This window comes from Roseobacter sp. (assembly GCF_039970775.1).
Lineage (GTDB): Bacteria > Pseudomonadota > Alphaproteobacteria > Rhodobacterales > Rhodobacteraceae > Roseobacter.
Genome location: NZ_JBDVLG010000060.1, coordinates 13277 through 27081 on the forward strand (window position 1 = coordinate 13277; position 13805 = coordinate 27081).

9 protein-coding genes are annotated in these 13805 nt (G+C 55.2%); 5 read left to right on the plus strand and 4 right to left on the minus strand.

From position 1 onward, the window contains the following. The first annotated feature begins 101 nt into the window (after positions 1-101). On the plus strand, positions 102-1118 hold the full coding sequence (locus ABJH13_RS16135) for a replication initiator protein A (protein ID WP_348407242.1): 1017 nt from the start codon (positions 102-104) through the stop codon (positions 1116-1118). Then, entirely contained in the window at positions 1115-2995 is a 1881-nt protein-coding gene (locus tag ABJH13_RS16140) for a glycosyltransferase family 2 protein (protein ID WP_348407243.1), read from the plus strand. Before ABJH13_RS16135 ends, ABJH13_RS16140 begins: the two co-directional genes overlap by 4 nt. Before the next feature lie 81 nt (positions 2996-3076). Here ABJH13_RS16140 and ABJH13_RS16145 read toward each other — a convergent pair whose 3' ends face one another. Then, positions 3077-4246 (minus strand): nucleotide sugar dehydrogenase, encoded by a 1170-nt coding sequence (locus ABJH13_RS16145; RefSeq protein WP_348336923.1) that lies wholly within the window; start codon positions 4244-4246, stop codon positions 3077-3079. Positions 4247-4544: 298 nt separating this feature from the next. On the opposite strand from ABJH13_RS16145, the gene ABJH13_RS16150 reads away from it, so the two are divergent. Further along, positions 4545-8636 (plus strand): glycosyltransferase family 2 protein, encoded by a 4092-nt coding sequence (locus ABJH13_RS16150; protein ID WP_348407244.1) that lies wholly within the window; start codon positions 4545-4547, stop codon positions 8634-8636. Here the strand turns inward: ABJH13_RS16150 and ABJH13_RS16155 are convergent, their stop codons facing one another. The 3 genes from ABJH13_RS16155 to glf form a co-directional block, all read right to left on the minus strand. Further along, positions 8637-9272, minus strand: coding sequence for a sulfotransferase family 2 domain-containing protein (locus tag ABJH13_RS16155; protein ID WP_348336996.1), 636 nt, complete (start codon positions 9270-9272; stop codon positions 8637-8639). It lies immediately after the preceding gene. 116 nt (positions 9273-9388) lie between these two features. Continuing rightward, positions 9389-10249, minus strand: a complete 861-nt coding sequence (locus tag ABJH13_RS16160; protein WP_348336997.1) for a sulfotransferase family 2 domain-containing protein — start codon at positions 10247-10249, stop codon at positions 9389-9391. 24 nt (positions 10250-10273) lie between these two features. Then, positions 10274-11422, minus strand: coding sequence for a UDP-galactopyranose mutase (gene glf, locus ABJH13_RS16165; RefSeq protein ID WP_348336998.1), 1149 nt, complete (start codon positions 11420-11422; stop codon positions 10274-10276). Between the two features lie 213 nt (positions 11423-11635). Here glf and ABJH13_RS16170 point away from each other — a divergent pair, with 213 nt between their 5' ends. Both ABJH13_RS16170 and ABJH13_RS16175 read left to right on the plus strand, forming a co-directional pair. Beyond that, a complete protein-coding gene (locus tag ABJH13_RS16170) occupies positions 11636-11818 on the plus strand; it encodes a hypothetical protein (RefSeq protein WP_348407245.1) in 183 nt (60 codons plus the stop codon). Positions 11819-12063: 245 nt separating this feature from the next. Then, positions 12064-13805, plus strand: a 1742-nt coding sequence (locus ABJH13_RS16175) for a M10 family metallopeptidase C-terminal domain-containing protein (RefSeq protein ID WP_348407246.1), incomplete at its 3' end; no start/stop codon positions are given.

Below are 13805 nucleotides of genomic sequence, written 5' to 3' on the forward strand. Positions count from 1 at the left end.
CTTTAGGGTCGGTGTCACTGAAACCCCGATCATGGAATCGGGGAAGATCGAGCAAAAATAACAAGCGACCAAGACGTCGCGACAGATGGACAGGACCTGTCATGGTCAAAAATGCGGTTGCAGGGGGGCTTTTGCCTGACCGATATCCCACAGCAGACTTTTTTGTTTGCGACTTCTTTGGTGCGGCACCAAAGGATGATCTGGGCACGATGGAGCATCCGATTTTTTCGCTTTCTACGCGGCCAGACAAACGTATCTTATCCTATGCCCATAACGATGCGCGGATCGAAGTTGTGCCCAGTGTGAAGGGGCGTGCGACGATCCATGACAAGGACATTCTGATTTATTGTGTCAGCCAATTGATGGCCGGGTTGAATGCGGGGCAGGCGGTAAGCCGTGTGCTGCATCTTAAGGCGCATGATCTGCTGGTGGCGACGAACCGTGACACCTCTGGTGACAGCTATCAGCGCTTGCGGGATGCGTTTGAACGTTTGGCAGGCACGCGCATCACCACCAACATCACCACCGGCGGGCTTGAGGCCACGCGCGGCTTTGGCCTGATCGAAAGTTGGGAGATCGTACGTCGTTCGCAGGCGGGGCGTATGATCAGCGTGACGGTGACCTTAAGCGAGTGGATTTTTCGTGCGGTGCTGGCCAAGTCGGTGCTGACATTAAGCCGGGATTATTTCCGCCTGCGCAAACCCCTAGAGCGGCGGGTGTATGAAGTGGCGCGCAAGCATTGCGGTCGCCAAGCGGAATGGAAGATCAGCATCGCCACCCTGCACAAGAAAGCGGGCAGTGCCGCCCCTGTGCGGGTGTTCCGTGCCGCCATCCGGCGCATGATTGCACAAGACCATTTGCCTGATTATGCCCTAAGTGAAGGTCCGGGGGATATTTTAATCGTGACCCGCCGGGCCGAAGTGATCCTGCCCGAGATGGCCGCGCCCAGCCCCAGCCCCGACGCACTTGAAGGCGCGCGCGCGCTGGCGCCAGGTGTCGATGTCTACGCATTGGTGGCGGAGTGGCAGGGGGTCTGGGTGGCTACGGGACGTCAACGCATTACAGATGCGGATCGGGCTTTTGTGGGGTGGGTGCGTAAACGGGCTGCACAGCCATGACACTGTCCACGCCGCCGCTGATTTCGCTTGTCGTGCCGGTTTACAATGTAGCCGAATATGTGGGCGATTGCATTGCATCGCTCAAGGCGCAGACTTTGACCGACTTCGAAGTGATCGTCATTGATGATGGGTCCACCGATGGCAGCGCGGATCAGTTGCGCCGTGCCATTGGGGATGACCCGCGCTTTCGTGTAATCCTTCAGCCTAATGCAGGGTTGTCGGGTGCGCGTAACACGGGCCTTGATCATGTCAGCGCCCCGGTCATCGGCTTTGTGGACAGTGATGACCGTGTGGCCCCGGATTATTTGTCTCAGATGTACACTGTGCTGGAGGACACCGGCGCGGACTGGGTCAGCTGTGGTATTTCCTTTTGCCCCAAGGGTGGTGAGGTTCGCACCCATACCGGTCTGCATGACGCTTGGGCGTTGGAAGACGGCGCCGCGCCCGAACGCCACGATCTGAGCAATTGGTGTGATGTGGTGCGCCATTTTCCTTCGGCGTGGAACAAGCTTTATCGCGCCAGCTTGATTGCCGGGCTGCGCTTTGATGTGGGCACGCTTTATGAGGACCACGCTTTTTTCTGGCAGGCGGCGGCGCGCACGGATCATTTGGTGCGGATCAATCACCCGCTTTATTTGCAGACCCAAGGGCGGGAAGGGCAAATCACGGCCGAGACGTCGGATGTCATTTTCCAACAGTTTGATGTGCTGGACCGGCTTGCGGGTTTGGCGAAAGGGCTTGATCGCCCGGGCCTTGATGCGGCTTTGCGCCGGATCGCCACGCGTTTGACTTTTGAACGCGGCGGACTGGTGCAAGACCGCGCCCGCCGCGCGCGTTTTGTGCGGCAGGCGCAAGATTGGATGGCGGCGCATGGTTTTGCGCCGGATTGTACGCTGTCTGTGCCGATCTGGTGGCAAGATCTGCTGACGGGCGCTGTGCCTGTCACGGTTGTTGTGCCCAGTGACGGGACCATGGCACCGTTGACAGAAACCCTATCAAGCCTTGCAGGGCAGACCCTATGTGAGGCCGAGATCCTGCTTGTGCCCGATGAAAGCCGTGCCATGGCCACAGCGCCAGAGCGTGCCGCGTTTTTTGCGGCGGCAGCTGTTCATCCCGGCGTGTCGGTTCTGAGCGGCGCGCAGGGTGTGCACGGCGCGCGCAACCGGGGGCTGGACATGGCCCGGGGGCGGTATGTTGTGTTTCTGGATGCTGGCGATCGGTTGCCTCCGCGGGCATTGGCCAATTGGGCGAGCCGGTTGAGTGTGGCGCAGGCTTCGGTTGGCTTTGGGGGCATGTATTTGGGTCCTGATGAAACCTTTCATTCAGGCCTACATCAGCGGGATGGAATCGCAGCTGTTCGGCTTGAGGATGAGGCCGGTTTTGTTCCGACCTTGGATGATGGGATAGAGGTGCATGGCCACCCGTCGGTTAAAATGTTCAACCGTGCCTTTTTACAACGCTACAGTTTGCAGTTTCCCAAAGGCGCATTGTCGAGCACGCTGTTTATGCTGGATGCTTTGGCCCAGTCCCAACGTGCGGTTTATTTGCCCTATTTCGGGGCTCGTATCGCCACCCGACCCGAGTGTCGCAAGCTGTGGCGCGGGCCCCTTACCGCTGAGGCGCTGTGGGAGGGTTTGATGGCGCAGGATACGATGCCGGGTCTGGCTGCGATGTCGCCTGCGCATAAGGCGCGTTTATGGGCGCGGATGATATGGGAAAAGATCAACTACGCCGATTTCCCGGATGTGCAGACGCGCGCGCAATTTGAAAAACAGGTGTTAGCCTTGTCTGCCCAAATGGACGCGTTGAATCAGGCACCGCTTGATCCCTTTATCGGCCCGCGAGTCCGGGGTTTGTTGGGGCTGAATGCGGGTTAGTGGATTGCGAAATTCGTGAATATTTTACATAACGTTGATTACAAGGTTAAGTGCATACCCTCGAAAACAGTCTCTAACCTATCAGTTTGCGCCGAATAGATCGCGGGTAAAGACCTTGTCGGACACATCCGCCAGTTCATCCGTTTCGCGGTTGGCCACGATCACATCAGCCATCGCCTTGAACGCGTCGAGGTCGCGCACCACTTCGGAGCCGAAGAAATCGGCGTCTTCAAGGGCGGGTTCATAGACGACCACTTGCACCCCTTTGGCCTTGATCCGCTTCATGATGCCTTGCACTGAACTTTGTCGGAAGTTGTCCGAGCCAGCCTTCATCACAAGACGGTAGATGCCGACGACTTTAGGGGCCTGTTTTAGGATCTGTTCCGCGACAAAATCCTTGCGGGTGCGGTTGGCCTCGACGATCGCGTGCATCAGGTTTTGCGGCACATCCGCATAGTTCGCCAACAGCTGTTTGGAATCTTTTGGCAGGCAATAACCGCCATAGCCAAAGGAAGGATTGTTGTAGTGATCGCCCACGCGTGGATCCATGCACACACCTTCGATAATCTGACGTGATTGCAGCCCGCTGGCCAACGCGTAACTGTCCAACTCGTTGAAATAAGCCACGCGCATTGCAAGAAAGGTGTTGGCAAAGAGCTTGATCGCTTCGGCTTCGGCAGCGCCGGTAAACAGGATCGGCACATCGCCGTCTTGGGCACCTTGCGCAAGCAGCGACGCGAATGTGTGGCCGCGTGGGCTGTCTTCGCCCACAATGATGCGCGAAGGATGCAGGTTGTCATGTAAAGCCCGCCCTTCACGCAGGAACTCGGGGCTGAAAATCACCTGTGTGGTGTTCATCTCGGCGCTGATGCGGTCGGTAAAGCCAACGGGGATTGTCGATTTGATCACAATGGTGGCGTCCGGGTTAATCGCGATGACTTGGGCGATCACGGCCTCGACGCTGGAGGTGTCAAAGAAGTTGGTCTGGGGGTCGTAATTGGTGGGCGTGGCGACAATGACAAATTCGGCATCCAGAAAGGCCGCCTTTGGGTCCAATGTGGCGGTCAGGTCCAGCGGTTTTTCGGCAAGGTACTGTTCAAGCTCGACATCGATGATCGGGCATTGACGGGCGTTCAACATTTCGACCCGTGATGCGTCCAGATCGATGGCGACAACTGTGTTGTGTTGCGCCAAAAGGACGGCATTTGACAGGCCAACATAGCCTATCCCGGCGACTGCAATTTTTGTCATGGCCCGCGTGTCTCCAGATGCTTGAGTGTTGAAAGATGCATAACGCGGGAGGGTTCGCTGGGCCATAGTCATTGTGTAGCGTACTATTGGCGCCTTATGGTGCTGAAATTGCAGGCGGCACCTTTGTTAATCCGTTACATTCGCGCATCCAAAGCAAGATTTTTGTGCAATTTTCAAAGTCTCGAACCCGGTTTCGGCAGAGGTGTTCCGCGATTGCCTGTAAAGGTCCATTGCATCCATATTCAAGTTTGTTCAAACAGCGCATAGTATTTTGGCATAGAATTTTGAGGAGACGGGTGTGCTGGCATTTAAGACGCAAGGCGGCGCAGAATTTGGGTTTGCCGTAGATTTTACAGAACACGCATTCGCCAATATGTCTTTTTTTGGAGCTGATCGCAAAAACATCCTGTTCCATATGTCGCTGCGCCAAACTACGGGTAAAGCTGCAGTGAACTTGCGTGCAGACGGGGTTTGGGGGGCTGAGATTCTGCATGATGTCAGCCTGGCACTCGTAGGCGACAAGGTTCTGATTAAGATTGATGACGCCCGTATTGTCGTATTTTTGAACGACTACGAGATTTGCGCTTTTGACGATGAGTTTCCGAATCTCGGCACCATTGAGTCTGTCAACTACAACGGCGGTATTACCCCTGCGAGCGTATTGATTGGCGGACCAGCCAATGAGGCGCGCATAGGCGAAGGCCAGTTGGCAATTGCTGGCTTTATGGATGTCGAAGGTTGGGGCGTCGATCCAGGTTTGCCCGATCAGGACGTTACAGTCATCGTGACAAACCTAGAAGAGCCAATACCGGTTACGCCTGTGGCCTATCCTGAGATTGCGCAACGATACCGTCAGTCCGACCCACACGTTGGCGTTTTTGCTAGCCTGCCTGGGCGCATCTGGGAAGGTGTCGAGGGTTCCGAAAAGCCGTTGCTGATTACTTTGTACTCGAATGGTATCCCGTGTGGGGATCCTTTGGAGCTGACGCGCAGTGTTCTGCTGCGACGTATCGAGGCACTTTGCGCGACTTCTGGGCCTTCAACATTCGATATGCTTTTGGCCGTTGAACACGTGCGCTTTGCCGATATCTTGGCTGAACTATCGGACGCGGCAAAGAGTGTTCTGATGGATGCCGCACAGCTGTATGGTGTGTCGGAATACTTGCTGCGCAATGATCTGGATACATCAGAAGCTGGCGCCGTGGAATTGGCCCCGGAACTCGAGGCAAAGGTGCACCCAAACCAAATGTTGCTGCGTACAGCGCAAAGCCGGTTTGGAATGCAAGTGGCGGCCAACACGCAAGACAAACCGCTTATCGAAATTCTGCAAAATGTGTTGAAAGATTTCCCTTTACCGCCACAGGTGGAAAAATCCCTGTTTTTGTCGCTCACCGAAGCATTCTGCACAGCGGACAGTTTTGAAGATTTGTACGCCTTTGTCCTCCCAAGGTTGTCTGAACCTTTCGCCCAAGAAAAAGAAGCCTGGCATAATTCCAGCATTCTACCGTTTCTGGTTATGGACAAGCGTTACAGCGACATGAAAGACCTGCTTTGGGCCCTTACGGAACCCGACGGGGGTTGGGTGGCGACACCCGCCGTTGCATGGGCGCTACAGTTCTCGTTGAAGGGCACTGATCTGAGGGCGAACGAAAAAACCATAGAAGAAATCGTCTATGTGTTCCAACAGTTCATCGAACGCCGATCAGGGCAGTATTGGGAATGCACCCCTTGCCAAGCGCTCACAGAAACGGCGGTGGTGCTGACGGTGAACGCAAGCCGGTTTGCCGACTACCTCAGAGACCAGATCCCGAATTTCGTATTGAAGAACTTTGGACTGTCGTCAACATTCTGGCGACTTTTGAACGAACGCGTTGCAACCGAAGGTTTCACGCCGCCGCCGCAAATGGTGCGTGCGGGTAAGAATTTCGAACGTCTTGCAAAAGCCAAGCCCGGCGATATCGAAACCATTACAGAGGCGCTGCGCCCGTTTCGTGACCTTGGGCATCGCGACACAACCAGATACATGCGTGAACTTGTGAACCCGGGCCTGCATGCGACTTCGGCCGCGCAGCTCGAAGATATGCTTTATGCCAACCCCAGCGACTATGACGATGCCGTTGTGCGTGCGGTTGCGGCACCCAACGCACCAGACGGTGCTGGCGCGCAAAACGTAACAGAGATCCGACACGCGGTTCAGCGGCTTTATACGAAAGTGCCGCGTTCGCCATATCTGGGCGTACAAGAGCGTTTGGGGCAATCATTGCCTGCCCTGATCCGGGGCACGGAAACGTCGCTTGGCATCACATTGCAGGATGTGATTTCCGATCTGACCCGCACATCTGTGCAACGCTCAAAATATATTGGTCTTGGGCTGACTTTGCGTATGATTCCGGCGTTGGAAGCACAGGGGAAAGACGACCTTGCCATGCGCATGCTATCGCATGTGGGCGAATTGCGGTCATCCGTCATTCCAACATCGCAACATCAGGACATGTTCAACAGTCCTGCTGTGCAATCCGCTTTGGCGGTACTGCATGCAATGGCGTCAGACAGTATGCCCCTTACGCGGTCGACCCTTAGTTTGTTTCCAAATGCCACGCCGGCCAAGATGGCACTCTCGGGCAATGGGGTGTCCAAACATGCGTTGGCACCTTTGTATAGCACACTTGTCGTTGTGTTTTCGTGCCGCCCCTTTTTGGACACCCGCGTCCAAGCCATGCGGGAAAGCTGGCTTGCGCAACTGGCAGATTACGGCGTTCCTTATGTTGTGGTTGTCGGGGATGGCGATGGCCAGAAGGACGGCGATGTTGTCTATCTTGATGCGCCCGACAGTTACGAAGGCCTGCCGCAAAAGACATTGGCCGCTATTGAGTGGGCGCTGAAGAATACCGACGCGACGCATATTTATAAAATCGACGATGACTGTGCCCTTGATCCGGCCACGTTCTTTGGCAACCTAAACTACCTTAAGCATGACTATTTCGGCAGGACCCTTCACCGCCATGTCGGTGGAATGAATCGGACCTGGCATTTTGAAAAGTCGGCCACCGAGCGAGGCACAAAGGAACTGGACAAATCCCCCGAGCCAACAACCTATTGTGATGGTGGGTCCGGCTATTTGCTAAGCCGCCGCACCATGCAGGCCGCCATCAACGCATCTCAAAAGCGCGAAGGGCAACAAATCATCCGCTCGTCGTTTATGGAAGACAAGCTTGTCGGCGATCTGTTGGCTTTGGAGGGGATCACCCCATCAAGCGAAGATTACCGCAGTTCTATACAACGCCGGACATATTCCGATGCGGTTCCGGTTTCGCTGTGGGAAAATAGTTTCCAACCCAGTCCGCTTAGCGGTGTGCATCTGGTACATCTAGACACACATAAGACCCAAGCCGAGGTGACAAAAGCATTCACAGAGCCGCGCCTTTGGCCGCGCAAGCTGTGGCCCACATATGCCAATATTTCCTTGGGCTTTAACACCAACCTACTTGAACTGGTCAGCCCAGAGGCCAAGCTGAAAAAGCTGAATGCGGAACCCGTGGCGGCTGTTGCCTGTATGCGCAACGAGATGTTCATGCTGCCCCACTTCCTTGCCCATTACCGCAAGCTGGGGGTCAAAGCCTTTTTGATTGCGGACAATTGTTCGGATGACGGAACGCTGGAATATCTTCTGGAACAACCCGATGTTGTGACGTTCTCTGCTGATACGAATTACGGAGAGTCAGAATACGGCGTTGCCTGGCAAATGACTTTGATCGCCAACCTTCGGGTCGGGCGCTGGTCCTTAATTGTGGACGCTGACGAGCTGTTGGTTTACCCAAATTGGAAACGAACCTCGTTACCCAAACTGCTGGAGGGCAAAACATTCAAAGACGTGGATGCCGCGCGGATCTATATGCTGGATATGTATCCGCAGGGTCCATTGAGTGAGGCGGATTTTGCCTCTGGGGATCCTTTCAAAGAAGCTGGTTTTGTGGATCAGACGCCCTTTTTGCGCGCAAATGTTGGGCGGGGTCCGTTTTCAAACAGCGACACTGTGACCAGCGCGTTGCGCCATCGTCTGCTGCCGTGGTCGCGCCCCGAACTGTTTGTGGCCCAAAAGTACGCCTTGTTGAAATACCAGCCTTGGATGCGCCCTTCGGCGGGGTTCCACTATGTGGGTGATATCAAACCAAGCGAGACCGAGCTGATCTTTGCCCACTTTAAATACACGGCCCAGTTCCGCCAAAAGGCACTGGACGAGGTCGCCCGTGGGCAGCATTTCAACAATGCCGAAGAATACCGCAAATATCTGGCTCTGATGTCAGAGGGGCGCGAAGTCATCTATGATGCGGACGTGTCCGTGCCTTGGGAAGACAGCGACCCCGTCAAGCGGATCATGTCAGGAAAATAACTACTCGCGCCGGGCTTTCGGGCCCGGCAGGGCGGTAGGATAATCGAATTCGGTGAAGTCGGCGGCGTAAAACTGCTGCACTCGGGTCACATCCGCGCGTTCCCATGTGACGTCATGTTGGAAGGATTGGCTGTTCATTTTGTGGGGCGTGATTTCGGGGACAGGTGCCCCGATCTTGTCCGCCACTTGTGCCAACATTGTCTCTAACCCGTCCTCAAGGCGGAACACTTCGACATCATTCCCGGTGAATTCCCACTGCGGGCGCATGTGATTATCAAGAACAAAGGGATCGCGTTTGACTTTGTTTAGTGACGTTTCAAGCCAATAGGGGAACTTTTGCACCGCCCCCCAGAACCCTTCCTGCTGTGCTTGGGCGCGCATGCGATACTCACTGGCAAGGCGTGCAAAGGGATTGCGCACGCTCATGAATGCATAGTCAAAAGACCCCGCCGCCAGCAGGGCTGTGATTTCTTTATATTGCAAATGTTGCGGGGTGCAGCGCAGGGCTGTGGGCTGTCCGATGGTGTGCAACTGCAGGGGCGCCAGCGTGCTCAGCCATGTTTCGATGCTAGTGCCGCCGGTCTTAGGCACATGGATGTAAAGGATGCGTTTGCCGTTCCAGTCGATAAGAGGCATCGGTAAAATAAATCCTTGTGACCAAAGCTGAAGGCCTCGGTATCAGTTGCGTCCCCCCGATAACAGGTCCGGATCATCCGAACGCGACCCTGAATGAGCCTGGCGCGGGGGTTGGGTTATTGATCATAGCCAAACGCTAGAAAATCGGCAGCGAAAATATGGCCGACGCGGCGACGCGTGTCTGGGGTGTCAAAGATAGCGCGGTCGCTTATCTGCTGGGTGTTGCGAGGTTTGGCTTCCAGTGCACCTTGTGGCGCCGGACGATCCAGACGTGCTGCGATGTTAGCAAAGAAGGTGGGCAGGTCTTCGCAACGCCCGATCAGGTCAGGGCAGAAAACGTCGGGCAAGATGTTTAACACCTGAGGGCGAAAATGACTGTCGACTGGCCGGGTGGCATGATGCGCTAGGTCTTGTTCCAGATAGGTCAGAAACCGTTCAAAGCCTTCGACAGTATAAGCGTGTTTGTCCCAATCAAACTGGGTCAAGGCACACATCCGAAGCCGTTCCGTCAGAAACCGATCGCTTTTCATGTCATGTGCGCGGCACAAATAGATAAAGCCCGAAAGCGCACGGGTAAAAGGATGCCGCACCGTCGTCAAACGCAAGGCGCGGGCAAGATAGCTACCAAAGTCCAATTCCGTCCCGCAATCACACACGCTTGAGAAAACGCGGGCCTTGTGCAGGCTGTGCCCGGCTTGGTCTTCGTTGATGGAATTTTCATCTCTGACAACGGCCTTCAGAGGGATTCCGAACGTCAAATGAAACAGAAAAAACAGCGTCGATGTGGTGCCAGTTTTCCCGTTTGGGCGAAAGCACCAAAGTCCCTGCGCATCCGTGAAGATATATCGCAGATATGTAATCGCCTCGGCTGGTTGTGCAAAGGTTTCAGGATGGGCCGCTTGGAACGATTTTACACGTGCCTTTGCCGCGGGCTGCGGCAGGACCTTTGTGTTAAAAACGGTCGGTTTTTGATCCATACTGCGTATCCTGCCGCGTTCTGATTAAAGCGGGGGTTTGACAAAGGCGGGCATGGCTGTGCCTGCATCCTGCGCCGCAAGAAACGCGTCGGCTGTGTCCATTGCCTCGCGGATGGTCACATCCATATCAAGGTAACGATAGGTGCCAAGGCGGCCGACAAACGTGACACCCGTCGTGTCTTCGGCCAGCTTGAGATAGTCACCCAACAGCGCTTTTTCTTTGACTTGACGGATCGGATAATAGGGGATGTCGTCGGGCGTGCAGGCGCGTGAAAATTCGCGGTAACACACCGTGCCTTCATGGTCTTCCCAAGGCGAGAAATGCTTGTGCTCGGTGATGCGCGTATAAGGCACGTCAACTTCGCCATAGTTCATGACCGCGCAGCCCTGATAGTCGCCCGTGGCCGAGAACTTTTCGAAGTCCAGCGTGCGATACCCAAGGCGGCCAAGCTGATAGTCGAAATAGCCATCAAGAGGCCCGGAATAGAACACGTGGTCATGGGCGTCGGCCATGGCGGGGTCAAACATGGTGTTCAGGGTTACGGTGATCGACGGGTGGTCAAGGATTGCGGCAATCATTGGGGTGTAGCCGTTTTCCGGCATGCCTTGAAAACGGTGGAAGAAATAGTTGTCGTCATAGTTGAAGCGCACGGGCAAGCGTTTCAGGATCGAGGCAGGCAATTCGCTGGGCTGCACGCCCCATTGCTTGATGGTGTAACCCTTAAAGAATGCATCATAGAGATCGGGGCCCACAAAGCGCAGGGCTTGTTCTTCGAAGGTTTGGGGGTCCGTGATAGTGCTGTCTGCGATGTCGTTCTGGATGAAATCACGCGCCTCGTCGGGGCGCATGGTTTTGCCATAGTACTGGTTGATGGTGTGCAGGTTGATGGGCAGGGAAAAGACCTGTTTCTGCGACGTGGTTTTGACCCGGTTTTTATACGGCATGAAGGTGGTGAAGCTGTTGACGTAATTCCAGACGTCTTCGTCATCGGTGTGAAAAATATGGGGGCCATAAACATGGACCATCACGCCAGTGTCGGCGTCACGTTCGGTGTGGCAATTGCCCCCGATATGGTCGCGGCCATCGATGATGGTGATCTGGTGACCGGCTTCGGCCAATGTACGCCCAATCACAGCGCCAGATAGACCTGCGCCAACAAGCAAAATGTTCATCTACAAACCCTTTCAATGTGTTGTGTTCTTGTGTCACCCCGCCTCGTTACTGGCAAGCTAACTCCTGTAGCGCCACCTTGGCCGGGCTGGTGGCTTTCCGCTAAGTTCGTAAGCCACATTGCTTTGGTCTAATATTTGCCAAACTTATCCACTATAAGTAGTGCCATGATGAAAGCGTACTTTGCAATTTGCGTCTGTGTGGGGGCGATGATGATGACTATTTCCGCTGCGCAAGCAAGCAACCCCGCACGTCAAATCATCCGCGTCGCCTGCCCCGTTTCAACCCCGGACGTGCCGCGTGCGCAGATGCAAAGCCTGTGCCTGCATATGGTGCAATCCTTGTCGCAACTTGCGCCGGGTGCCTATGACGGCCCCTGCCCCCAAAAAGGTCGGTGACATGTTGGTGCGTCTGGACATTCGGAATGGAACAATCGCGTTGTGGTGGCAAACTGGCCCGCAAAGCGTATTATATAACGGCCCCGCTCAGGACTTTGATCTCACTCTGTTGCAGGCTGGTCCCGCAGCACATCGCGCGGCCATGGATGACTTAGTCGCAGGAACAGGCGCAATGATTGCCGCACTACCAAAGTAAAACACCCCACGCGTCTTGACCCGCCGCAACAGTAAGAAGGACTGCCGCTATGTGTACGGTATGTATGATGACCCAAACGTTTGATCCTGCCCGCCATCCAAATGGAGATCCGGTGTTCAGCGCGATCACAGAAGGGTCGGATGCTGCCGAGACCACGAACACAGCATACACCATCTCTGTGGGCGATACATTCAACGGCACCATTAGCTCGATCAGCGATGAAGACTGGGTGCGCATTTCTCTCACCGAGGGAGAGACCTATTCGATCTCCTTGGACGGGCTGACGCTTTCTGATCCTCTTGTACGGATTTACGATGCATCGGGTCGCGAATTGGCCCGAAACGATGATGCCAATGAGTCGTTAGATTCCGAGCTGATATTCACCGCAAGCTCTAGCGGAACCTTTTACATCGAGGCAGATGCCTTTTCTTTCGAAACTGGAACCTACAGGTTGAGCGTGACCGAAACAGCCCCACCGGAACCGGCTGTTGAGGGGTCGTTGGATGACCTCGCGCTGCAACTGACCGAAGGATTTTGGGGCGGATCAGAACTTACATTTAACACCAGCACTTCAAACGAGATCACCGTGAACCTTGATGGGTTGACCGCGGCTGGCCAGCAGCTTGCCCGGTGGGCGATGGAAGCGTGGGAAATGGTGGTCGATCTCGACTTTGTCGAAGTTGCCAACGGTGAGATGATCACTATGGACGACGAAGATGGCGGTGCGTTCGCTTATGCGCCAAACACTGGGTCAACCAGTATCCTAGACGGTGATCGCACCACGGGGGTGGAATTGAACGTCGCGGAAAGTTGGCTGGACGACAACGGCACCACGCTTGATAGCTATTCTTTCCTGACCTATGTGCACGAAATTGGGCACGCCATTGGATTGGGTCATCAGGGCAATTACAACGGCAATGCATCCTATGGCCGCGACAACGCGTTTTTAAATGACAGTTGGCAGCTGTCTGTCATGTCCTACTTCAGCCAGACAGAGAACACCCATATTAATGCCGCCTTTGCTTATCCGGCCGGGGCGATGATGGCGGATATTCTTGCCGTTCAGAATCTCTATGGCGCGCCAGACGCCAATTCGGCTACTGCAGGCGCCACCACCTACGGCGAAGGGTCTAATCTGGGCAATTATCTGGACGAGGTGTTCGATTGGTTGGCCACAGGGGCAACATCCGCCAATCTGGATGGCAATCTGATGGCCTTTACGGTCTATGATCGCGATGGCGAAGACACGTTTGAGTTCGGATTCCTAACAAGTGCGGCCCGGCTGGACATGCGTGACGCGCAGCTTTCGGATTTGGCAGGGTTCAATGGCATTCTTGGAATCGCGCGCGGCACCTTGATCGAGAATGCAGTTCTAGGCACTGGCAATGACAGGGTGACAGGCAATGTTGCAGACAACATCATCACTGCAGGTGCAGGCAACGATAGCATTAACGGCAGCCAAGGCGCCGACATCCTTTTAGGGCAAAACGGCGCGGACCATCTGGATGGCGGTCTTGATGCAGACAGTGTTCTTGGTGGAAACGGCGATGACATGATCCTTGGCGGCAGCGGCTTTGACACGCTGCTCGGCGGCAATGGTGACGACACTGTGGTTGGGGGCAACGGTCGGGATTCCGTCTTTTTGGGCGGAGGCGATGACCTGTTTGTCGACAACACTCAAAGCGGCGCAAATGGCGCTGACACTGTTCTCGCCAATGCCGGCAACGATACCATTGACGGCGGTGCGGGCGATGACCGCTTTGAAGGACAAAACGGCAGTGACCTGCTGCT

What these genes read in the sequence shown, in the direction of transcription:
- ABJH13_RS16155 (WP_348336996.1), bottom strand. Translation starts at nt 9,272, where the DNA reads ATGCCTCTTATCGACTGGAACGGCAAACGCATCCTTTACATCCATGTG.
- glf (WP_348336998.1), bottom strand. Translation starts at nt 11,422, where the DNA reads ATGAACATTTTGCTTGTTGGCGCAGGTCTATCTGGCGCTGTGATTGGG.
- ABJH13_RS16160 (WP_348336997.1), bottom strand. Translation starts at nt 10,249, where the DNA reads ATGGATCAAAAACCGACCGTTTTTAACACAAAGGTCCTGCCGCAGCCC.
- ABJH13_RS16170 (WP_348407245.1), top strand. Translation starts at nt 11,636, where the DNA reads ATGACTATTTCCGCTGCGCAAGCAAGCAACCCCGCACGTCAAATCATC.
- ABJH13_RS16145 (WP_348336923.1), bottom strand. Translation starts at nt 4,246, where the DNA reads ATGACAAAAATTGCAGTCGCCGGGATAGGCTATGTTGGCCTGTCAAAT.
- ABJH13_RS16135 (WP_348407242.1), top strand. Translation starts at nt 102, where the DNA reads ATGGTCAAAAATGCGGTTGCAGGGGGGCTTTTGCCTGACCGATATCCC.
- ABJH13_RS16140 (WP_348407243.1), top strand. Translation starts at nt 1,115, where the DNA reads ATGACACTGTCCACGCCGCCGCTGATTTCGCTTGTCGTGCCGGTTTAC.